This is a genomic window from Spirosoma horti (genome assembly GCF_054776595.1).
The window spans coordinates 867,543-888,269 of record NZ_BAAHBQ010000002.1; the positions used below are offsets into that span (position 1 = coordinate 867,543).

The 20,727-nt window shown below is 50.3% G+C and carries 20 protein-coding genes; 4 read left to right on the plus strand and 16 right to left on the minus strand.

Annotated features, from left to right (window positions below; genetic code table 11):
* Nucleotides 1–130: 130 nt before the first annotated feature.
* Nucleotides 131–1,609 (minus strand): thioredoxin-like domain-containing protein, encoded by a 1,479-nt coding sequence (locus ACYVAM_RS07545; protein ID WP_461065497.1) that lies wholly within the window; start codon nucleotides 1,607–1,609, stop codon nucleotides 131–133.
* Nucleotides 1,610–1,711: 102 nt separating this feature from the next.
* Here ACYVAM_RS07545 and ACYVAM_RS07550 point away from each other — a divergent pair, with 102 nt between their 5' ends.
* Nucleotides 1,712–2,524, plus strand: a complete 813-nt coding sequence (locus ACYVAM_RS07550; protein ID WP_461065499.1) for a YdcF family protein — start codon at nucleotides 1,712–1,714, stop codon at nucleotides 2,522–2,524.
* Between the two features lie 71 nt (nucleotides 2,525–2,595).
* On the opposite strand, the gene pfkA is transcribed toward ACYVAM_RS07550, so the two are convergent.
* The 13 genes from pfkA to ACYVAM_RS07615 form a co-directional block, all read right to left on the minus strand.
* Complete coding sequence (pfkA, locus tag ACYVAM_RS07555; RefSeq protein ID WP_460937486.1) at nucleotides 2,596–3,570, minus strand: 6-phosphofructokinase; 975 nt, start codon at nucleotides 3,568–3,570, stop codon at nucleotides 2,596–2,598.
* 235 nt (nucleotides 3,571–3,805) lie between these two features.
* A complete protein-coding gene (locus ACYVAM_RS07560; protein WP_461065501.1) occupies nucleotides 3,806–4,576 on the minus strand; it encodes a glycosyltransferase family 2 protein in 771 nt (256 codons plus the stop codon).
* Between the two features lie 59 nt (nucleotides 4,577–4,635).
* Nucleotides 4,636–5,958: a glycosyltransferase family 4 protein gene (locus tag ACYVAM_RS07565; RefSeq protein WP_461065503.1), complete on the minus strand. Its 1,323-nt coding sequence runs from the start codon at nucleotides 5,956–5,958 to the stop codon at nucleotides 4,636–4,638.
* A complete protein-coding gene (locus ACYVAM_RS07570) occupies nucleotides 5,955–6,938 on the minus strand; it encodes a hypothetical protein (protein WP_461065505.1) in 984 nt (327 codons plus the stop codon). The genes ACYVAM_RS07565 and ACYVAM_RS07570 overlap by 4 nt, the downstream gene beginning before the upstream one ends.
* A 116-nt stretch (nucleotides 6,939–7,054) precedes the next feature.
* The gene (locus ACYVAM_RS07575; protein ID WP_461065507.1) at nucleotides 7,055–7,861 is read right to left on the minus strand and encodes an FkbM family methyltransferase; all 807 of its coding nucleotides are present in this window, start codon (nucleotides 7,859–7,861) and stop codon (nucleotides 7,055–7,057) included.
* Nucleotides 7,862–7,941: 80 nt separating this feature from the next.
* Nucleotides 7,942–9,441: a lipopolysaccharide biosynthesis protein gene (locus ACYVAM_RS07580; protein ID WP_461065508.1), complete on the minus strand. Its 1,500-nt coding sequence runs from the start codon at nucleotides 9,439–9,441 to the stop codon at nucleotides 7,942–7,944.
* Between the two features lie 80 nt (nucleotides 9,442–9,521).
* A complete protein-coding gene (pseI, locus tag ACYVAM_RS07585; protein ID WP_461065510.1) occupies nucleotides 9,522–10,586 on the minus strand; it encodes a pseudaminic acid synthase in 1,065 nt (354 codons plus the stop codon).
* Nucleotides 10,583–11,119, minus strand: a complete 537-nt coding sequence (locus ACYVAM_RS07590) for a GNAT family N-acetyltransferase (protein ID WP_461065512.1) — start codon at nucleotides 11,117–11,119, stop codon at nucleotides 10,583–10,585. Before ACYVAM_RS07590 ends, pseI begins: the two co-directional genes overlap by 4 nt.
* 62 nt (nucleotides 11,120–11,181) lie before the next feature.
* A complete protein-coding gene (gene pseG, locus ACYVAM_RS07595; RefSeq protein ID WP_461065514.1) occupies nucleotides 11,182–12,210 on the minus strand; it encodes a UDP-2,4-diacetamido-2,4,6-trideoxy-beta-L-altropyranose hydrolase in 1,029 nt (342 codons plus the stop codon).
* Nucleotides 12,207–12,896 (minus strand): pseudaminic acid cytidylyltransferase, encoded by a 690-nt coding sequence (gene pseF / locus ACYVAM_RS07600; protein WP_461065516.1) that lies wholly within the window; start codon nucleotides 12,894–12,896, stop codon nucleotides 12,207–12,209. Before pseF ends, pseG begins: the two co-directional genes overlap by 4 nt.
* The gene (gene pseC, locus ACYVAM_RS07605; protein ID WP_461065518.1) at nucleotides 12,893–14,068 is read right to left on the minus strand and encodes a UDP-4-amino-4,6-dideoxy-N-acetyl-beta-L-altrosamine transaminase; all 1,176 of its coding nucleotides are present in this window, start codon (nucleotides 14,066–14,068) and stop codon (nucleotides 12,893–12,895) included. The genes pseF and pseC overlap by 4 nt, the downstream gene beginning before the upstream one ends.
* A gap of 78 nt (nucleotides 14,069–14,146) precedes the next feature.
* Nucleotides 14,147–15,163, minus strand: a complete 1,017-nt coding sequence (pseB, locus tag ACYVAM_RS07610) for a UDP-N-acetylglucosamine 4,6-dehydratase (inverting) (protein WP_461065520.1) — start codon at nucleotides 15,161–15,163, stop codon at nucleotides 14,147–14,149.
* Between the two features lie 78 nt (nucleotides 15,164–15,241).
* Complete coding sequence (locus tag ACYVAM_RS07615) at nucleotides 15,242–16,144, minus strand: hypothetical protein (protein WP_461065522.1); 903 nt, start codon at nucleotides 16,142–16,144, stop codon at nucleotides 15,242–15,244.
* Here ACYVAM_RS07615 and ACYVAM_RS07620 point away from each other — a divergent pair.
* Complete coding sequence (locus ACYVAM_RS07620) at nucleotides 16,143–16,286, plus strand: hypothetical protein (RefSeq protein WP_461065524.1); 144 nt, start codon at nucleotides 16,143–16,145, stop codon at nucleotides 16,284–16,286. The genes ACYVAM_RS07615 and ACYVAM_RS07620 overlap by 2 nt on opposite strands.
* Nucleotides 16,287–16,305: 19 nt before the next feature.
* Here the strand turns inward: ACYVAM_RS07620 and ACYVAM_RS07625 are convergent, their stop codons facing one another.
* Nucleotides 16,306–17,256, minus strand: a complete 951-nt coding sequence (locus ACYVAM_RS07625; protein ID WP_461065526.1) for a GNAT family N-acetyltransferase — start codon at nucleotides 17,254–17,256, stop codon at nucleotides 16,306–16,308.
* A 190-nt stretch (nucleotides 17,257–17,446) separates the two neighbouring features.
* Here ACYVAM_RS07625 and ACYVAM_RS07630 point away from each other — a divergent pair, with 190 nt between their 5' ends.
* The gene (locus ACYVAM_RS07630) at nucleotides 17,447–18,247 is read left to right on the plus strand and encodes a hypothetical protein (protein WP_461065528.1); all 801 of its coding nucleotides are present in this window, start codon (nucleotides 17,447–17,449) and stop codon (nucleotides 18,245–18,247) included.
* An 89-nt stretch (nucleotides 18,248–18,336) separates the two neighbouring features.
* Here ACYVAM_RS07630 and ACYVAM_RS07635 read toward each other — a convergent pair whose 3' ends face one another.
* Nucleotides 18,337–19,215 (minus strand): Ppx/GppA phosphatase family protein, encoded by an 879-nt coding sequence (locus ACYVAM_RS07635; protein WP_461065530.1) that lies wholly within the window; start codon nucleotides 19,213–19,215, stop codon nucleotides 18,337–18,339.
* A 383-nt stretch (nucleotides 19,216–19,598) separates the two neighbouring features.
* Between ACYVAM_RS07635 and ACYVAM_RS07640 the strand changes: the two genes are divergently transcribed.
* On the plus strand, nucleotides 19,599–20,654 hold the full coding sequence (locus ACYVAM_RS07640) for a hypothetical protein (protein ID WP_461065532.1): 1,056 nt from the start codon (nucleotides 19,599–19,601) through the stop codon (nucleotides 20,652–20,654).
* The last annotated feature ends 73 nt before the right edge of the window (nucleotides 20,655–20,727 follow it).

The window sequence follows — 20,727 nt, forward strand, 5'->3', positions numbered from 1 at the left end:
TGATTTGACAATCATTTTTTAGCCCCATCGGAGCACCATCTAAAAAGTCAGATGGCGCCCCGATGGGGCTAAAACTTTTAGGCACCTATATTGCTACAAAGATGTCGCCCTTCCGGGGCTGGCCTCCACGTTACTTTTTCACAGGTGCCTTGACCGAGGCAGTAACGGGCTTTTTAGACGCCTGCTGCCGTTTATGGAACAGCACAAAATCTTCAATTTGCTCGGCTGGCAGCTTGCGGGCAATGATTTTCTTGTCCTTATCGAGCACATATACGGTTGGCGTAGTCCAGACATCATACTGATGCCGATAGTCGGTGCGGAAAGAATAGTCGTAGCCGTTGATAGCATTGCCGAGTTTAAATTCTTTAATGAATTTTTTCCAGTCCTCCGGATTCTGATCGATGGCAATCGCTACGACTTCCACACCTTTGCCTTTGTAATCATCTGCAAATTTCTTGAGTTTGGGCGCACTCTCGCGGCAGTGCCCGCACGTTGGAGAATAAAAGAAGACAACCGTATAGTCCGCTTTGATGTTCTGAAAAGCAATTGGCCGACGCAAAGTATCGCTGATTACGGGCGCAACCAGGGTTTTGCCAATTAAGTTAGGCTTCATAGTGGCGACTCGTTCGCCAATACTCTTCAGGGTCGACGAATCGGAAACAGTCATCACGCCCGTCTTGTAGTACTTCTCAAACATGTGCACAAACAACCCGTCGGTACCCATCACCTTGGGTTGTTCATACTGACTGGTGATGTAGTAAATCGTGTAGTATTTGACCTCCTTGTTTTTACCCGCTATGGCTTTGTTGACTAAAAAGTCCGCTTCTTTAATGAGCGAGTCTGGAACCTGCACAGTTAGCTCTTTAATGTACCGCTCGATTTTGCGCTGCATAATGGGCGTTCTAACGAAGCGCTCATCGGCGAAGTCATAGTCGTCCCAAAAATGCTGTTTGAAATAGTTGAATACCCAGACTGAGTCGGGCCGGCCATTGGCGGCTTTAGGAGCGGGCGGTACATCGGGCTCGGCCGTTGCTTTGAGTAATTTAACGGCAAACGTACCCGGATTGTCCTGGAGAAATTTTGTTCGATGCTCGTTTGCCTGTTTTTGCAGGTCGCCCAACTGCTCGTTGACCATGGCAACTGAAGCCGCGTCATTACGTAGTTTTTTCTGGGTATTCAGCGCCTGCGCTTCCTCCGACAGCTTGCCAAGTTGCTGCTGATAGCCATAGAAGGCCTCGTTTTCCTTAGATCCCGTTATCTTCATGTTTTTGATGACGTCGGCGGTATCGGTTTCAAAGGTAAACTGCTGGTCGTCGGTCATCAGAAACTCTATGTATCCTTTCTTTGGCATCACCACAATGAAGAGGCCTTCAGGCAGGGCTTTTTTACCTTCAAAAACCATATTTCCTGCGCCATCTACCCGGGCTGTGTCTTTGGTAATGTACTGAGTTGAGCCAAAATAATGGGCTAATACGCAGGTTGTATCTTTCAGGCCCTTAATGCGACCCGTAATTTTAAAGCCTTCGCTGGTCGTTGACGAAGTGGATTGCGCCCGGGCTTGAGAAAGTAACGCTAACCCAAACAGGGTGGCTAAAAGAAGTTTTTTCATACAGGGTGGTACGTATCTTCGCAACAGTATAGGGTCAAATTTACGGTATTTTACTGGTACGGTTGTTATCTATCAAAACGCTTGCCATGTCCACTATAGTCTATGTTTTATTTCTTTTCTAAAACGATTACCTATCTGCTCACGCCCGCTGGATGGCTCATAACCACTCTATTACTGGCTTTTTTTGCAAAAAAAGTGCATTCCCGACGTCGACTGATTGGTGTCGCAATAAGTATCTTCTGGGTATTCGGCAATTCGTTTTTGATGAATGAACTGGCCTTGTGGTGGGAATATCCGATTCAGCCTACGCTGGCTGCCTCAACCGACTCTACGAACCGGATCGCCGTTGTTCTCACGGGTAGCTTGATAAACACGCTGAAAGAAGTCCCGGCATCCGTACCCACAAAGTACGGCACGTCTCGTTTTTTGCTGGGACGGGAAACCGATCGCGTGGGGCAAGCCCTGTTTCTGTATAAAACGGGAGCCGTACAAAAAATCCTGATTAGTGGTGGCAACGGAGATCTGCCCATCCAAGTCAAACAGGCGAGTGATGAAGGAGAAATGACCGCTCAGTTTCTGGTCGTAGCAGGTGTCAACCCAACCGATATTGTGCTGGAGCATCGGTCGAAGAATACGCACGAAAATGCACTTTTTACGGCTCAGTTGCTTCGAAAGCGTTTTAGAACGAACCAATGCGTATTGATAACCTCGGCCTGGCACATGCGTCGGGCGGTAGGTTGCTTTCAAAAAGAGGGTGTTCAGGTAACGCCCTTCGCCAGTAGTTTCATCAGCCGACAACGCTCATTCCTGCCTGGTGAATGGCTGCTTCCGCACGAATCTGCGTTCTTCGACTCGTATTACCTGGTTCGGGAACTGGTTGGCTATCTGACGTATAGGATAGCCGGATACATATAGCTTGTTAAACCGCGTCTTCTCTCTGTCAGACCTATAAGGTTTCAGAAACCTTATAGGTCTGACAGAGTGGATTAAACAGACAGGATCTTTACCATCCTCAGTAAATCTTCACTGATTGGCTTGGGTAGCCGAATGGTATCGCGGAACGGTGTGTAGACCAGTTCGTTGTTGATGATACCCGCCATTACGTTTTGTTCGCCATTCATTAGGCCTTCCAGCGCACCAAGCCCCAGACGGCTGGCCAGAATCCGGTCGTAAGCGGTTGGTATGCCGCCCCGCTGAATGTGACCCAGGGTTGTAACCCGCATGTCAATGTCGGACTGGATTTGCTGACGTATTTTTTCGGCGATCTCCGTGGCATTACCGGCTTCTTCACCTTCTGCAATGACCACAATCGAAGAGGATTTCTGACGACTCCAACCCGATTTCAGGGTTTCAATAACTTCTGAGATGGGCGTTAGCACTTCAGGCACCATGACCATTTCGGCACCACCAGCAATACCCGACTGAATGGCAATGTAACCAGAGTCCCGGCCCATTACCTCAATGAAGAAAATCCGGTCGTGCGAGTCGGCTGTATCCCGAATTTTATCGATGGCCTCAAGCGCTGTGTTAACGGCTGTATCGAAGCCAATGGTGTGGTCGGTTCCATACAGGTCGTTATCGATGGTGCCGGGTGCGCCAACAGTTGGAATACCATACTCATCGAAAAAGAGAGTGGCACCGGTAAACGTACCGTTGCCGCCAATGGCTACTAAGCCCTCAATATCAAATTTCTTAAGTTGATCGTATGCTTTGGCACGACCTTCGGGGGTCATGAATTCTTTGCTGCGGGCCGATTTCAGAATGGTACCTCCGCGTTGTACGATATTACTTACCGAATGCGAAGACATCTGAAAAATGTCGCCATTTATCATTCCGCTGTACCCCCGGCGGATACCGAAAACTTCCAGCCCGTGATAGACCGCCCCCCGAACCACAGCCCGGATACAGGCGTTCATACCCGGTGCATCCCCACCCGAGGTAAAAACAGCTACTCGTTTCATAGGTTAAATCAATTATTTAAGGAAATTTCACAAAAGGTTACGAGGGTATCGTTTTAAACCCCGCAAATTTATCCGCATTTATTAATCTATGGGCACTGAACCGGGAATTATCCCATTGTTTTCACACAAATTTCACAAAAAGGCTGAAACAAAGTGGTTTTAACTTTTCTATTTTGCCTTGTCTCTTTATCACATGCTACCAAATATTGTTTTTTCCTCGTCAACTTACTGCAAATTATGTATTGACTTTAAACCGCCCCGCCCGTAGAACAATCTGGATATGATTGAACAACGTAGTCAGCAGGCCAAAATGCCGAACGAGAACCTTAAATCGATCTGTGAGCGATCGGCGATGTTGCTGCACGGACAATCCACCAATTAGATACCTACACAAGACAAAAGGCACATATTCGATAGTTTGGGCCTTTTTCAGGCATCGGATTTCCCAGTCTAAATCGGCACTCAGATTAGTAAGCAAATAGTCGGGAGCAAGGGCCCGTTTGACAACAAAGGCTTGATGGCACACTTTCATACCGAGCGCCATATCGTGCCAGTCCAAATTTTTTGGCAAATCATGGGGGGTCACCTGACTGCGTAAGCCAACTGGAACGGTCCGGATAGTACCCTGTTCAGAAACGTCGCGCACAAAGAGCGCATCACTGTAATACACATCGGCATGGGTGGTATTGATGCGGGCCAGCAGCTTCGCTACGGTGTCAGCGTCGTAGATTTCGTCACCGGCGTTCATAAACCAGACATACTGCCCCGTGGCCTGGTGAAGTCCCTTATTCATGGCATCGTACAGCCCCTGGTCAGGTTCGGAAAACCAGCGCGCAATGTCTGTTTGATGTTGCTTGATAATACCTAACGTGCCATCCGTCGAGGCCCCATCAATCACAATATACTCAATATCCGTTGCCTGCTGGTCAACGATGCTTTGAATCGTGCGCTCCAGAAATCGCTCGGCATTGTACGTAATAGTAATGATGGAGATGGTTGGCGGCATAGATGAATGACTGACTAATAGATTGATAGATTGAGTGAATAATTGGCGCACCTATTCAATCATTTACTCAATTTATCAGTCAACATTTTGTGATACAAATCAATATGTTGCCGGGCTACGACATCTTCTGAAAAACGGGCTTCGGCTGACTGACGGGCGTTCTGACGTAATTCCTTCGGGTTAGGATGCGTTAAAATAAACGCCAGACCATCCGCGAGTTGCTGTACCGACCCAATATCAGCCAGATAACCATTTTGCTGATGGTCGATCATTTCCGGAATGCCCCCCGTACGAAAACCGACCACTGGCGTGCCACAGGCCAGGGCCTCAATGACCGTGTTAGGAAGGTTGTCTTCCAGAGAAGGCACAACCATCGCATCGGCTGCGTTGTAAGCAGCTACAATATCCTCTTCTGCCGTTAATAAACCAAGGTGTCGAACCGTGTAAGGTAACTCGTTGAACAGATAGGAGCGGCCCTTGCCAAATAAAATAATTTCGAGTGCCAGGTTGGGGTGTTGCTGGCTGAGTAACGTCAGGGCTTCGGCAAATTGCCTGAACCCTTTGCGGACATCTGTCACGTTCGCACTGCCAAACAAAAGTCGGGGCGACCGACCGGTTAAGGGTTCGTTTGTATTGGGCAGGTTGAGCTGCATGTTAGTCTCGGCCCAATCCATTGGCCGGAAAGCCATTTGATCGATGGCGTAGGGAATAACCGTAAACGGAAACTCCCGCAGTAACGCACTCCGCCTGGCTTCGTTGGCTAGCCAATGGCTGGGTGGAGTAAAATGCACCTCCGCGTCATGGAAAAGTGCCCGTTTTTTCTCGAAAACGTTGTTGGATAAATCATGTTCACCGGGCTTTTTCAAATAAGGGCAGTTCCGGCAATGGCTTAGGAAATGATCGCAGCCACGCGAGTAATGGCACCCACCCGTGAAAGCCCACTGGTCGTGTAATGTCCAGACAATGGGTTTCTGTAAGGCAAATAGTGACCGCAGGCCTTCGAGCGATAAAAAACCGAAGTTGATCCAGTGCAGATGCAGCACATCGGCCTGTTGAATGGCTGGATGAAAATTGAGGGTAGCGCCAAACCTGGCGGGCGAGAACTGAAACCGTACCGAAGGGTCGCGCTCGTGGGGCAGGAAGTACAATCGTTCGGCCACAAATCGCCCAAAGGCCGTTTGCTCAGCCAAAAAATTGTTCGCCAGGTAAAGCACTCCGGGCTCGGGTTTATGTTTCTCGAGTCGATTGGGTACGCCTACGAGCATCGTACTCTCAATGCTGTGATCGGTCCACACCTGTTTTTGCAAGGCTCGATGAAGCCGGTTGGCCGCCACGGCCGCCCCGCCAAATAAGTGGTAGTTGCTCAGGTGTGTAACTCTCACCGCCCCAGTAGTTTATCGAATTTTTTAACGACTTCGGGCCAGAAGCCCAACCCAACTACGCGTCCCCAAATCCGCCGACGGGAATAGGATTCCATTTCGGCGAAGATTGGGTCCGAAGAAAGACTTCTGGCTTTTTGGGTTAAAATCAGCGCAAAGCCATGTTGCCTCAACGTTGTGGCGAAAACCCAGCCCAGCAACAGGTTGCGTTGTGTGAGCGTCGTTTCGTCGGCAAATCGGTTCAGGTAGGTCATTTCGCCCCAAACGGCGCTGTTTTTCAACGAAAACAGAACGAACTTCTTCAGCAATGGCTGGCTGGTGAAGCTGTCTAACAACGCAGGAGTAATACGGGGTGAGCCTTTAGGAATCAGTTCGGCGAGCCAGTGACTGCCCGTTTCCTCCATGAATTGCAAAACCTGATAGAGCTTGTCTTCGCCATCATAAATCGAGGCAATGCCCGGCTCAAACTCGGCGGTGATAACCTGCTTTGCCCGCTCTGGCCCAAGATTGCGAAACAACCGAAGGTCGGTGCCCTGCGAGTCAGTTTTGAACCAGTCGACCTGTTTGATCTTTAGGCTATCGAGCGTAGACTTCAGGCTCCGCGTTTTTAACTGAACCACTTTGGTTGGTTCAAATTTAGGCGCAAAGGCGTATTCCTGAATCAGATCGGGCCGGGGACGAAGCAAGCTCGAACAATGGGGCGACTCGGTGAGGTAGAAGTCTGCCCGGCCCGTGTCTGCCGTTTCGCTATCGTCCTCCGCCGTTGGTCCGGTAACAATGTTGTTAAAGGTGTACAGCTTCCGAAAATGGCCAGACTCACTTTCTACATAGCCAAAATCACGGTCGTCGGCATCGAACGCAATGCACACGGCGTATTTGGCAAATGCTTTCCAGCGACCATGCAATTGCCCCGATGCACCGATGTCCACCAGCACAGGTGGCTCTGTCTGAAATTCAGGACGGGAAAGTATTTTGTCGATCATTTGGTTTGTGAGTAGTGGTTTGTGGTTTACGGTTTGTGGTTGGCCCATTCCGCGGCTCGTGTCCTCACAGGCCATGGAATGGGCCAACCACAAACCATACACCACAAACCACCAATCTATTTTCTGTACGCAAAGATATTCAATTGTAAATCCATGCTGTCGTTGCCTTTGTAGCGATGGTTGACCAGCGGAGCGTGTCGGTACTGACTGGTGTTGATGTAATACCGAAAACCACTGGCTTCGAGTACCTGAACGACCTCCGCCAGCGTTTGCGGATGGTCGAGGTAGGCATGAAATTCGACGAAAAGATTTTGAACGTGAGCCAGGGCGTCCCGGCAGTCGGTAAGCACTGCCGTTTCGGCCCCTTCTATATCCATTTTGAGCATATCGATTCGGGTTTCGCGCAATAGAACATCGCGCAATCGGACGGACGGAACGAGCTTGCGGTCAGTTTGAGAGAAAATCGACGCCGAGTCGGCCTGGTCACTGCCAAACCAAATGCCTTCGTCATTCGTCCAGACGGCTTTAGTGACGACATCGACACCCGAAATCTGATTTTTTCGCAGGTTATCCTGCAAAATGGCGCTGATTTGCTCATCGGCTTCGAAGGCTACGATTCGGGCATTGGGATAAGTCTGATGAAAATACACGACACTCGTGCCGATGTTAGTCCCACAATCGAAGATGACAGGTGCGGGACTGGTGCTGTAGAATCGGTAGAACTCATCCACGAATATCTCCCGGAATTGCCAGACAAACGACAGTGCATCCGGTACCCGAAACCGGTATTTTCCGAACGTAATATCCGTAGCCTGATTGCGCGGTTTACTGCCGTAGCGTAGGGCTAACACCAGCAATCGACGCCCTTCCGCTGAGCGCAGGAGCCGGGCTGTTTCTGTAAATAAAAAGCGAAAGACCCACATGGGAAGAAGGTTCGTGGTTTACGGTTCGTAGTTTACGGTTTGTAGCGGGAACTGTGAACCACAAACCATAAACTGAATACCTAATGTAAAAAACGTTTTTTCAGGCCATCTACCGTCTGGTTGATGTCCGATGACAATTTTAGGGCGAGGACCGATCCACCGAACAAGCCGCTAATCAATGCCGACCGCCAGCCGATGTCCAGAATGAAGCGCCATTTTGGGGCATTTGCGTCGGGATAAGGAAGCTGTACCACGATCCACCATACGGCGAGACCCAGTAAAATGACGACCAGATTTCGCCAGGTAAACGGCTGCATTTTAAAGGCAAACCCCACAAACAGCGTCCGGGCGAGGTTAAACAGCGTTGTTGCCAGCGCGGCTCCTATAGCGGCTCCATTAATGCCAAAACGGGGTATCAGGTATAAGTTAGCCGCAATGGTAATGAAAACGAGTGCCACAAAGAACAACGAGTCGTAGGTGTAATAGCGGGATGTGTTCAGAATAACACCATTTACGCCGGTTGCCATGTCGATCAGTTTGCCCAGCCCAAGCCATAAAATTACGTAATAACCAGTTTCATAACTGGCGGGTAAAAACCGGAACACACTGGGCAGGTTAGCGGCCACGCCGACAAAGACCAGACAGCCAGCAATCAATTGATTTAAACAGCTTTTTCGATAGATGCTGGCAATGTTTTCCAGATCATTCGTTTTCCAGGATTCGGCAATCAGCGTACCAGAAACTTTGTACAACGTTGTGGCGGGAATGGCAATAACCGTAGCAAAATAGGAGGCTGTGCCATAAATACCCGTATCGCCAAGGCCCTGTCTGCTGTTGATCATAAATTTATCAATCGTCCAGACAATCTGTGTTGAGAGAGCCGAGGTGAACGTCAATCCGGCATAACGCATCATGTTTCGGCGCAAATCCGCACCGAGGGACACAAACCTGCGGTTGAGAAACAAAGCCTCATCCCGGGCAACGCTAATAACCATAAGTATCAACGGAACGAAAAAGGCCACCAGCCAGACGCCCAGAAACTGCGGAAGCGTAACCCAGCCCAGCCAGTAGAGTACCCCCGCCAGAAGGATCAACATACGCTGCACAAACTGTTGCAGGAGGGTTCCTGTAACGGGGTCGTAGAGCAAACGGGCGTAATTGTCAAAAACGGTAAAATAGACGGTAAATAAGGTGAGTGGGATGAGCAGGTAATAATATTCGACAAACAGGGCCGAATCTTTCTGATACCACACAACGATCCAGGGGCGCGCCAGCCATAGGCCTAATACACATAAGCTGAAACCAACGAGCGTAGTCAGGCAGGCAATAAACAGATAGCCATTATGCTGTTTTTCGGCATCGCGAAAAAACGGAAAGTACCGTCCGCCCGCACCATTTATGCCCAGGTTCGATGCCTGGGATAGCACCTGTGCCAGAGAGATCAGCAGGGTCAACAACCCGACCACCTGGGTTCCTTCAAATAAATTCGGAAACCAGAGTCCCTGCGTAAAAAAGCCAACAGCCACACCCGCGTAAGTGTAAATTGAACTCTGAATGGTTTGCCGTTTTATGATACCCACGTGGTGAATGATGAATTATAAATGATGAATTATGAATGATGAACCTGAAGCACTAGTTATCATTCATCATTTATAATTCATCATTGATTTATTAAGTCCCACGTCAGCGCTGTGCCTGCGGAGATGTCGGTGGTGGCAGTTTTGCCAAGGATGTCGTCGTAGTAGCGGGTATGCAGGCCATTGGCCGGGCGTATGCTGCGGACGTTTTCGGGAGTGAATGGTTCACCCGCCTTTATCGGTTGCACGATGTACAATGATCGTTTGAACTGCAAGCTCTTGGCCTCTTTGGGCGTCAGCGTGTAGCTAACCTGTCCCATCGCCAGATGCGCCCGTTCGGTTTCGATGACGAGATTTTTCAGTTCGTCCGGCTCCAGGGAGAAGGCCGAGTCGACACCACCATCGGCCCGGCGCAGCGTCACGTGCTTTTCCAAAACGACGGCACCTAAAGCCACAGCTGCTATAGCCGCCCCAATTCCCATCGTGTGATCGGATAGGCCAACGGGCACGTCGAACAACTGCCGCATGTGCGGAATGGTCTGTAAGTTGGTCGTTTCGGGCGTGGCAGGGTAAGTACTCGTGCACTTGAGAAGGATCAAATCTTTACAGCCGTTTGCCCGCAGAATTTTGACCGATTCATCAAGGTCCGCAACGGACGCTACACCCGTACTCATAATGACGGGCTTACCCGTTTGCGCTACTTTTTTGAGCAGAATATGATCGGTATTCTCGAAAGACGCAATCTTGTATAGCGGCACATCGAGTGACTCCAGAAAATCAACGGCAGTCGTGTCGAAGGGCGAGCTGAAGGCAATCATGCCTCGCTTTTTAGCATGATCGAAAATGGGCTTGTGCCATTCCCAGGGCGTGTAGGCTTCGGCGTAGAGTTTGTACAGATTTTTGTCAGCCCAAAGCGACTTGGCATCCCGAATGTAAAACTCCTCCGTTGCCCCATTAAACGTGATGGTATCGGGGGTGTAGGTTTGTAGTTTGAGCGCGTGCGCCCCGGCATCGGCCACGGCGTCGACAATTTCCAGCGCTCGCTCGAGCGACTGATTATGGTTGCCCGACATCTCGGCAATAACAAACGGCCGATGCGCTGGGCTGATGGTATATTGGGCAACCTGGATCGGTTGGTTCGTACTCATTGACTGTTTACGTAAAGCAGACATGGCTTATCAGGGACTGATGTGGGCCCGCCTGGCGTGGTCCGGCCTATCGTGGCCCGGCCTGAAACGTCAAATTTACCGCTTTCACCCGACAATCTGAAACCAGCCCGTTCGAAGGCCCGTACCGATGCCTGATTTTCGGGTTTGATGTAGGCATGAATCGTAACGGCTCCCCACTCTTTCCGGCATACCCGGCATCCTTCTGTAATGAGTTGAAAGGCTAATCCTTTGCCCCGATGCCGGGCATCGACCGATAGGCCGATGATGATTTCATCGGGCATATCCGCAACGGGCGTTCGCTCAAAACGTACCTGACCAACCGGCTGCTTTGTTTCATCCGTGAAGACGAGCAATAAGGCATTCGGGTCGGCTAGTTTGCGCGAAAACCAGGACGTGTGCGTTTCCAGCGAAATAGGCGCAGAATGGAACGACTGCCGACGGGTATCGGGGTCGTTGGCCCAGTCGAAATAAAGCCGGGCATCAGCGGGTTGGGCAGTTCGATAGGTAAGCATAGTCGTAGCCAGAACGTCTTGACGTATCGAATTACGTATTTAATTGGCACAACGTACTAGTCTCAAACTAAAGTTTGAAAGAGCGCCCGGAATCGTTCGGGCGATCGACCGTCGAAAAACCGACGTTGATTCGCTAACGAGTCGGCCACAATGTCGGGCGAAAACTCAAAGGATTGAATGGCAAGTTTCAGCATCTGATCCAACGCAATAACCGGGGTCAAGCGTGTCAATAACGTCGGGAAGTTGACCGATAAGGCGAGCTTTTCTTCCGATAAAAACTGCGCCAGCCGCGCCTGGTTGTCGGCTGTCACGACGGTGATGAGGGGACGGTTGATGGCGCACACTTCGTAGGCTATTGTGCTGCAAGCCGTGATGGCCAAACGACAGACCGTTACTTCCTCGACCATTTGTTGAGCCGTCAGATTTTGCAGAATCGTCAGGTTGGGAAGCTGGTGTTGAAAAGCGTCGATAGCGGCCCGATTTGGATGAAATGGCCCCAGAACAAGATGAACGGGCAGTGTCGAATCAACCTGCCAAATAGCTTCCAGGACCGTTAGAGATATGTTTTGCGGATCGGCTCCACCCAGACTAACGAAGATGGGGCCGTCTGCTGGTGCGGACCCAAAACCGGCCGGATTCAAAAACGCAGGCCGAAGCAACGCATAGTGTGGTCCCAGGTAAAACTGCGTATCGGGAGCGGCATCATACTCAGCGGCCGTAACGCCACCAGTATGATTGATCAGCACATCAGCCACCTGATGCCCGGTTAGTAAGTCGTCAATAAAAACCAGCTTCTTCGCCCGGGAGCGCACCAACTGCTGAAACGCTTCATCGAACGAATAACCATCCAGCACTACCACATCATCTGGCTCAATCAGCGCAAAAAAAGCATTTTGCGGATCGGCTTCGGGTAGCGAAATCACGGATAAGCCAGCTTGCTCAATAATCGAGCAAACGTTAGCAGCCGGTTCGACAAGCGCAAACCGCATGGTGTAATGTCCTGTCAGCATATCGGCCAGCGCCAGACAACGCATAACATGGCCTAAGCCGATCTGCGCGTTTCCGTCTGCCCGGAAAAGAAGTTGATTCATTGACTGGTCAGCAATTTAAATTTTAACTCGGCTAGCTGCCAGTCTGTTTCAGAATCAATGTCCTGCGCCTGCATCTCGGAAATGACAAGGCCCCCCGAGTTAGTGGTGATCAAGCGCTGGTTTTTCTGAAATGACATTACCCGAAAAAAGTAAAACTGCCCAGCGTCGTGATACGCGGGTTCCAGATCCTGCGAGCGGGTGAGCGCGTACTCGGGTTGATACCATTGCACGCTGGCATCGCGCAGGAACACCGCCCGCTGAATGGGAAAACCAAACGGCTGGACCGGATAGACCGTATCGAACTTTTTTTCGGTAAGGGTTTCGAATGCCTGCCGCAACAGATCGGGCGTTACGAACGGAGCGGTAGGATAGAGGCAGCAGGCGTAATCGAAAAGCTGTCCCTGCCGGGCATATTGGGCTAAAACTTCATCAAGAACCTGAGCCGTAGTGGCATAATCATCGGCTGTTTCGAAGTTTCTGAGGAACGGAACCGATGCGCCATATTGCCGGGCGATATCGGCAATTTCGTCATCGTCAGTAGATACCATGACCTCATCGAACAGGCCCGACTGCAAGGCCGCGTCAATGCCGTAAACCAGAATAGGCTTGCCCAGAAACGGACGGATATTTTTGCGGGGAATGCGTTTGCTGCCGCCCCGCGCCGTGATGATGGCTACGTTACTCATGCGCCAATGAACTCCTTAACTGATTCAATGACATAGGCCTGTTCCTCATCGGTCAGGGTTGGGAACATGGGCAGGCTAAGGCATCGGGCGTAATACCGCTCGGCGTTCGGGAAGTCGCCGGGTTTCCAGCCGAATTGCCGGTAGTACGGCATCAGATGTACCGGAATGTAATGCACCTGCGCCATGATATTTCGAGTTCTCAGAAAGTCGTACAGCCCTTTCCGGTCATCGGCCTGAATCACATATAGGTGATACGCATGACCAACGCCAGCGGGCGGCACGATAACGTCTACAGCGGTTCCCACAAAGGCGTCGTCATACCGTCGGGCAATTTCCTGCCGACGGGCCAACATGGCGTCGACGCGGGTTAACTGGCTATTTCCCAAAGCCGCCTGCATGTCGGTCAGGCGGTAGTTATACCCCAGTTCCTGCAACTCCATGTACCAGCCACCGCGCTCGGGTTCTCCCAGGTAAGGCTCCGTAAACTCGGCTGGTTTGTTGGTAATGCCGTGGGTCCTGAGCCGGAGGAGGTGTTTGTATAAGGTTTCGTCGTTTGTCGTAATCATGCCCCCTTCACCAGCGGCAATGTGCTTAACCGGGTGAAAGCTAAAAATGGCAAGATCTGCCAAGGAGCCATCGCCACAGCGGTGCTCAATGCCATCTTTATCGGTAAATGACCCGCCCGGCGAATGGCAACTGTCTTCCAGCAACCACAGGCCATACTCGTCGGCCAATTCGCGGAAAGCGGCCATGTCGACGGGATAACCCGCGAAATCGACCGGAATAATACCCGAAAAATAGCCTTTGGGATGCTGTTCGAGCAACGTACGAACGGCCTGTATGTCGAGCAAAGCGGTTGCCGGATCAACATCGGCAAAGAATACCTCTCCGCCACAGTACCGGACACAGTTGGCCGAAGCCGAGAAGGTGATCGGGGTGGTAATCACCTGGGTGTCCGTCGTTACGCCCAGCGCTATGCAGCACAGGTGCAGGGCGGCCGTACCATTGGCTACGGCTACTGCATACTGACAGCCAATGTACTGGGCAAAGGCACTTTCAAACGCACCGATATGGGGCCCCTGGGTCAAAAAGGGACCGCGCAGCACGTCGGCAACAGCGGCAATATCCTCGTCCGTAATGTGCTGCCGACCGTAGGGAATGGGTTGATTCATAGGTTGCTTGCTGGGTTCAAGGCCTTTGCAAGGGCTCGTGAGAGTCAATAGCGTTGGACTTTTGTCCGGAACAATTAATTAAACCGAAAAGGCTGGATCCACGTGCTCCCGGATTTGCTCCCGCAGTTGATCTACGTCGAGCCACTCGGTATTGGTGCCGGAATTGTACTTGAAACCCATATCCACCTGACGACCATTGAACGCTTTCATGTAGTCGTCAATGCTCCAGGTTGGGGTTGACGGGGTAATAACGTAATATTTATCCGTCTCGACTGTATTGAGCGAGTCCGTTTCGGTGATCATTTCCTCGTGAAGTTTCTCGCCCGGACGAATGCCCACCAGTTTCTGTTCGCAGTCAGGGCCGATGGCTGTTGCGACATCGGTAATACGGTAGGAGGGAATTTTAGGAACGAAAATCTCGCCACCCCAGGCGTGTTCGAGCGCATGAAAGACCATTTCAACGCCTTCTTCGAGCGAAATATTGAAACGCGTCATGTCGGGGTGCGTAATGGGCAGGACGCCGTCCTTCCGTTTCTCGAGAAAGAAGGGAACAACCGATCCCCGCGACCCGATTACATTGCCATAACGAACGACCGAGAACCGCAGATCGCGGCTGCCTTTCATGTTATTGGCAGCGACAAACAACTTGTCGGAGCAAAGTTTGGTAGCGCCGTACAGGTTGATTGGCGCAGCGGCTTTGTCTGTCGACAGAGCCACTACGCGTTGGACGCCATTATCCAGTGCTGCGTTGATGACGTTTTCGGCCCCGAACACGTTGGTTTTGATACACTCCATCGGGTTGTATTCGGCTGCGGGGACCTGTTTCAGCGCGGCCGCGTGAACAATGATGTCGACGCCCTCACAGGCACGCTTGAGCCGCTCGCCATCCCGCACATCGCCAATAAAAAACCGAATGGATTTGTATTTCGATTGCGGGTAGTACTGCGACATTTCAAACTGCTTCAGTTCATCGCGGGAGTAGATCACCAGGCGTTTGAGATTCGGGTGACGCTGGTACATCATTTCCACGAACTTCTTGCCAAAAGAGCCGGTACCACCGGTGATTAAAATGGATTTATTGCTGAGGTCAAGCATGAGTTGATAATGAATAAGTCAAGTTGGACGGTTCGGCATGAATGCTAACACGAACCTAAAACGCGATCGGTCAGCTTTTTAGTGGCTAATCGGCTGGTTCACGGGCGTTCGCTCAAACGCATCGATATAGCTCTTAGCGCTGGCATTTATAAGTTGAACACCCCGATAGTCGGCATAGTTGCGTAGCACTTCGTAGCCCCGAAATACTTTGTGCAGGGATAAAAACTGCGACGCCATCGAAAACGTGCGCTGCCGCTGCGCATCGGAATAGACGGGCTGGTGCGTTAAATCTTTGGGTTTGTCGTAGAAGTGTATCTGCTTGATCAAGAGCTGGTTTTGATCATTTAATCTGATTTGTTCATGCCAGGATGTATCGGCCCCGAACAGGTAAATGGTATCGAACTTTCGGTTGATCATCAGCGTCAGGGCGGCAATGATAACCGTTTGCGCCTGGGGCATGCCCAAGCCCTTCGAATAGAGCCAGTAAGTTAACTTTTGAAAACCACGGACAACCGTATAATTAAAGTAGACGACCTTTATTTGTGGGTTGGTCTGCTCAATGACGTTCAGCAGATAAGAGCCTTTGGCAAAATGGGGTACGTACAGGAACATAGGCCAGGTAACCTGCTCCTGAAAAATGGACAGGGTTTTTCGAATGTCGTCGCGGTCGGTGGTCTGTTCGGTAAAAACGAAATAATTAGGATCCGATATAACGTAATCCTGTGGCCGAAGCCGGAAAAAAACCGCTGCGTGGGCAAAGTTGTTGACGCACACAATTTCGGTTTGCCGGATAAAGTCGAATTGATCCGCTAACGACTCGTTGAGCGACGGCCCGTTGCCCAGAACGGAGCAAATGGGGAATTGCCGATCCGGTAAACGAGTGGCATGCCGACCACGAATTGCCACTTTGAGCAAGGAGACCAGCGATGCGAACAAGTCGCTCAGAAATTGACTAATGCGATTAAAACCAGCTTCGACCATGCAAACAGCACCTACTTGCGTGCCTTTTTTCTACAAAACAACGAAAAAAACAGCAGATCAGGAGAGTGTGGCTGGAATGAACGGTTTGACGATTCGTGTATTTAGCCGGTCCGGCCAGGTGACAGCGGTGCCGAATCATTAACAAAATTCCGTTACTTCTTTCACAACGCCTTTTCGAACGTTGACTTGGGTGATTCCTGCGCTCCCAGATTGCGCTTGAACCGCATCAGACCCGGCTTAGGTTGTTTATTAGCATCCAGCGACACGCCTAAATCGAGTAGCCGTATTGTCTGTTTCTGGCAATAGCAAAAAAGCCCGTCGGTAAGCATAACCATCGGACTCGACGTCTGGTAATCGGGATGAGATGCCGGTAGGAAATTGTACAAAATGTCGTGCCGGACGCGTACGGTTATTGTTACCGCAGCCAGACGTGATCCATCCGTTACCGTAAAGGCCACAAACTGATCGGGAAACTGCTGGCATAACTCCGTCAGGCGACTACTGCTTACAGACATGGGATATCCTTTCTGTTGCCGGGTTTCCTGGATAAAATCAACCACTTCCGTTGCGTCTGACGATGGCCACCGGTCAAACCGAAAGCCCGTTCTTTGGCATCGTTGCAATCGTCGGCGCTCGGCGGCTACAAGCTGGCTGTCGAATGAATGGGTACCAATGGGTAAATAATAGGTAGGATGAACGGATTTTTGATCGAAATTGTGAGCGAAAAGCCCGTTCATCAGACGATTTGCCTGTTGTTGTGCATAACACTGTGGATAACTGGTGATTCGTAGCTTTTTTGCCCCTTCCTCACGCGCAGCCGCCGTTAGTTCGAAGAGGAATTCGTCCAGAACTGCATCGGGTAATGTTTCCGAAAATTCGATGGAGCCAAAAGGGGCAGCCGCGGGACTGCAGGCTTCACCGGCCCGGATAAAAAAAGCGCAACGGGCTTCGGTTTGCTGAGTTTCCTGGTTTAAGGCCGAGAGAAGAATAAATTTTTCGGCCGGTTGCTGCTGTAAATGGGCATGCTCATTAAAGAAAAACCCCGCTTCGTAAAACTGAGGAATAGCAGAGAGTGTTGGGTTTTGTTGACGGAGAAAGACGTAGTTGGCCATAGCGCACTGGAGTAATAAGTGTACAGACGGACCATGTAGACGAAAAGTAACGAGGGACATTTTGCATCGGCGTGACGCACCAATTATTCTGAAGTCGAAATACAGTATATACATACATTAATACAGGATAATCCGGCGGTCATGGTTCTCGTTGACTGGCCATATAGACTGGATATCCTATAGAAACAATATGAGGATGGCGCTTATGATGCGGAATGGCGGACGAAGGTCCTGGCCGGAATGGCTTTGGATTGGTTACCTGAGCTTGTTCGCCTTGTTGATTACTCCCGTACTAAAAGCGCAGCCTACTTCCTGCCCCCGCATCACCAACCCCGCCCTGACATCCTTAACGGTTTGTACCGAAAGCATTATTAACCAACTAGAGGTCAACACAACGGTTCTGCCCTCCGATACGATCGAGTTTGTGCGGTTTGATACGCATCAGGCAAACCCTTATGTTGAACAGGGGGGCGTGCCGTTGGGTGAAGTCATGCCCGGGCAAGGAAAGGCTACGTTACGAAACGTGATTTTTCCCGCCCACTTTGATCTGCCCGACCGGGTGTATTACGTGTATGCCCGCCTAAAAACGGCACCCGCTGATCCCAATTGTTCACCGTTTGCCTTAATCACCGTATTCATCAGAGCCAATCCAATGGCTGCGTTAGTGGTGAAGGAGGCCACCTGTTATGCCACAGAAACGCAACGTGATGGGCAAGTATCCCTAACCGGATACCAACCAACCGATACGTATGAAATGGCCGTAAATGGTCACTTTTCGGGTCGGGGGCGTACTATACCGGCTGATGGTGTACTCGTGAGTGGGATTAGCCGAACGGGAATTCCGAAAGCATACGGCGTTCGGATCTACAATTCGTTGGGTTGTTATGTCGATCGGTCCATGATCATGACAAATGCGATGTGCACCTGCCCCACTACCCATTGCATACCCATTGTGATTGTTAAAGTGAAAACGGGGCGGGGGAGCAAATAAATAGTTGTTTTTCACAGTAAACCCCGGCCTGATGAGTTCAGGCCGGGGTTTACCATTTTTGGTCGGGGCAAAATGATAGGTAAGCCGAGTTACTTCCGCTTCTTTACCTGCGCGTAGACCAACTGAATAATCCCGTCTTTTAGGCCCAGATCAGGAACGATAATCTTGTTGGCGCCCGCCCACTTCATAACGGAGATGTAAATGTCAGCGGCTGGCACGATCACATCGGCCCGGTCGGCATTCAGGCGAAGTTTGTTGATACGATCCTCCTGGCTAAATCCGGCAATGAAATCCCGAATGCGCTCGATCTCGGATCGGGTGGTTTCGGTTTCCGAAATTTTAGAGGCCAGATTGAACAGTTTACTAATGTTGCCGCCCGTGCCAACGGCTGTTACCTCCTGAAAAGAGTCGATATTATCTTCGACCCAATCTTCGATTTTGCGCCAGGCTCCTTTATGTTCCTTGCCCTCCAGCAGGCGAACTGACCCGATTTTAAAGGATTTGGAATTGATTTTTTCCCGGTTTACATACACGTTTAACTCTGTGCTGCCGCCACCAACGTCGATGTGTAAGTACTGCCGGTCGTCGAGGGCATGCACAACGACGTCATTAATCAACTCGGCTTCTTTGCGGCCGTCAATTATATGAATTTTGATGCCCGTTATGTCTTCAATTCGTTTGGCGACCTCCTGCCCGTTAGAGGATTCCCGCATGGCGGAGGTGGCACAGGCCATGTATCCTTCAACCTCGTGCAGCTCCATCAGAAGTTTGTAAGCCTGCATGAGTTTGGTTGTCCGGGCTTCGCTTTCGGGGGTCAGGGCCCCGTAATTAAATACGTCGTGGCCCAGCCGAAGCGGGAACCGTACATATTCGACGCGTTTAAAGCTAACAAGGTCATCGTTGTGCAATACCGTCGAGATTTGCAGACGGGCTGCGTTTGAGCCGATATCAATAGCTGCTAGTTTCAATATCTGTAGAGCTTTGTGAATAGGCCAAAGGTAATTTTTTTGCGTGTATGAGCGAAACGCTATCTTTATTTTCGACCGGTCAACACCTGTATCATGGCCTTTGATACGCCTATTTTTGGCGTAAGCAGTAGAGAGGCTGTGAGTAGATTCGAGTTGACAGGCGATTTATCCTATCCGTAAAGTATAGGGTACAGTACGAAGGATTGGACCGTTTTCTCGTTAATCGGGACCGTTTTCTCATTATTTTTGCGGCTGTAATCAAAGACTGACTTGTTGGTGTTAGGTTTAGTCAATAGACGACACAAAATAGCGTTAGCACATTCATAAGGCACCTGGAGTGCCCTCTAAACTACTAGTATAGGAGTCTCCGTTAGTAATTTGTTATGCTCTACGGTAAAGTATGGGTTAAAGGAGTTGCAATATCATTTCTTAGTTTCATTTTTAGCTGGTTAGCGCTGGAAGGAATATCCAGTCTCCTGCTGCACTGGAAACAAAGGCCGGCAGCCCAGTATGATACACCCTCCGACAAGGATGAGCCGTTAAAAAACTCACTCGTATTAGTGCGAAATGACGCCCTGGGCATTGTTCGGCCGGCTCCCGGTCCATATGAGGTAAGCTATCGCATAAAACAACCGGCCACGGGTAACAGGCATCTGTCTCCATTACAAAAGCAGGTCTCCATAACCTACCACATAGATAGCCTTTCCCGCCGAATTACCCCTTTCAACACCCAGCGGGCTGTGGGTAAGTACGCTTTATTTCTGGGTTGCTCGTTCACCTATGGCGAGTCGGTTTCTGATTCGAATACGATACCCTATTATTTTGGCCAGGCAACCGGTTTTCGACCCTATAATTATGGCGTATCGGGGTATTCACCTGCCCACATGATTGCGCTTCAGCAATCGGTGAACATGCGGAACCAGATCGCGGAAAAAGACGGAATCGCCATCTATACATACATCGAAGATCATCTTGCCCGGGTAGCACCCAGTACCAAATGGATCTATAATTCGAATGGCTACTGGCCCTACGTCAACCCGAAGACGGTAGCTGTGGAGGGAACTTATGGACAAAAACATCCCATCACCCTGCAGTTGATTAACGGGATGTATAAAAGCAACATCGTTAACCTCTTCAACATCAATTTTCCCCGCCGGTACAGCACGGAGCAGTATGAACAATTTGTTACGATTGTGAAAAAATCGGAGCAGCTGTATCGCAACCAGTTCGGTAATGATAATTTTTACGTGGTTATTTTCCCGGCCTATCCAATGGCTCCCGAACTGCGTCAACTTTTCCAGCAGGCTCAGTTAAAAGTAATTGATTATTCGACCTTACTTTCCTGGAAAACAACCTTCGACGGCATGCATCCGGATGGAGATGCGTATAAGCGCGTGGCTGAGAAGCTAGCCCATGACCTTCACCTCAAGTCTATTTAAGTGCTTACCTCCTTTCTACTTATGAACTGGACAGCAGGTCGTAATCGACCGCTTTCCTTCTTTTAAGTTAGTT

What these genes read in the sequence shown, in the direction of transcription:
- ACYVAM_RS07545 (WP_461065497.1), bottom strand. Translation starts at nt 1,609, where the DNA reads ATGAAAAAACTTCTTTTAGCCACCCTGTTTGGGTTAGCGTTACTTTCT.
- ACYVAM_RS07550 (WP_461065499.1), top strand. Translation starts at nt 1,712, where the DNA reads ATGTTTTATTTCTTTTCTAAAACGATTACCTATCTGCTCACGCCCGCT.
- pfkA (WP_460937486.1), bottom strand. Translation starts at nt 3,570, where the DNA reads ATGAAACGAGTAGCTGTTTTTACCTCGGGTGGGGATGCACCGGGTATG.
- ACYVAM_RS07560 (WP_461065501.1), bottom strand. Translation starts at nt 4,576, where the DNA reads ATGCCGCCAACCATCTCCATCATTACTATTACGTACAATGCCGAGCGA.
- ACYVAM_RS07570 (WP_461065505.1), bottom strand. Translation starts at nt 6,938, where the DNA reads ATGATCGACAAAATACTTTCCCGTCCTGAATTTCAGACAGAGCCACCT.
- ACYVAM_RS07575 (WP_461065507.1), bottom strand. Translation starts at nt 7,861, where the DNA reads ATGTGGGTCTTTCGCTTTTTATTTACAGAAACAGCCCGGCTCCTGCGC.
- pseI (WP_461065510.1), bottom strand. Translation starts at nt 10,586, where the DNA reads ATGAGTACGAACCAACCGATCCAGGTTGCCCAATATACCATCAGCCCA.
- ACYVAM_RS07590 (WP_461065512.1), bottom strand. Translation starts at nt 11,119, where the DNA reads ATGCTTACCTATCGAACTGCCCAACCCGCTGATGCCCGGCTTTATTTC.
- pseG (WP_461065514.1), bottom strand. Translation starts at nt 12,210, where the DNA reads ATGAATCAACTTCTTTTCCGGGCAGACGGAAACGCGCAGATCGGCTTA.
- pseF (WP_461065516.1), bottom strand. Translation starts at nt 12,896, where the DNA reads ATGAGTAACGTAGCCATCATCACGGCGCGGGGCGGCAGCAAACGCATT.
- pseC (WP_461065518.1), bottom strand. Translation starts at nt 14,068, where the DNA reads ATGAATCAACCCATTCCCTACGGTCGGCAGCACATTACGGACGAGGAT.
- pseB (WP_461065520.1), bottom strand. Translation starts at nt 15,163, where the DNA reads ATGCTTGACCTCAGCAATAAATCCATTTTAATCACCGGTGGTACCGGC.
- ACYVAM_RS07620 (WP_461065524.1), top strand. Translation starts at nt 16,143, where the DNA reads ATGCAAACAGCACCTACTTGCGTGCCTTTTTTCTACAAAACAACGAAA.
- ACYVAM_RS07615 (WP_461065522.1), bottom strand. Translation starts at nt 16,144, where the DNA reads ATGGTCGAAGCTGGTTTTAATCGCATTAGTCAATTTCTGAGCGACTTG.
- ACYVAM_RS07625 (WP_461065526.1), bottom strand. Translation starts at nt 17,256, where the DNA reads ATGGCCAACTACGTCTTTCTCCGTCAACAAAACCCAACACTCTCTGCT.
- ACYVAM_RS07630 (WP_461065528.1), top strand. Translation starts at nt 17,447, where the DNA reads ATGAGGATGGCGCTTATGATGCGGAATGGCGGACGAAGGTCCTGGCCG.
- ACYVAM_RS07640 (WP_461065532.1), top strand. Translation starts at nt 19,599, where the DNA reads ATGCTCTACGGTAAAGTATGGGTTAAAGGAGTTGCAATATCATTTCTT.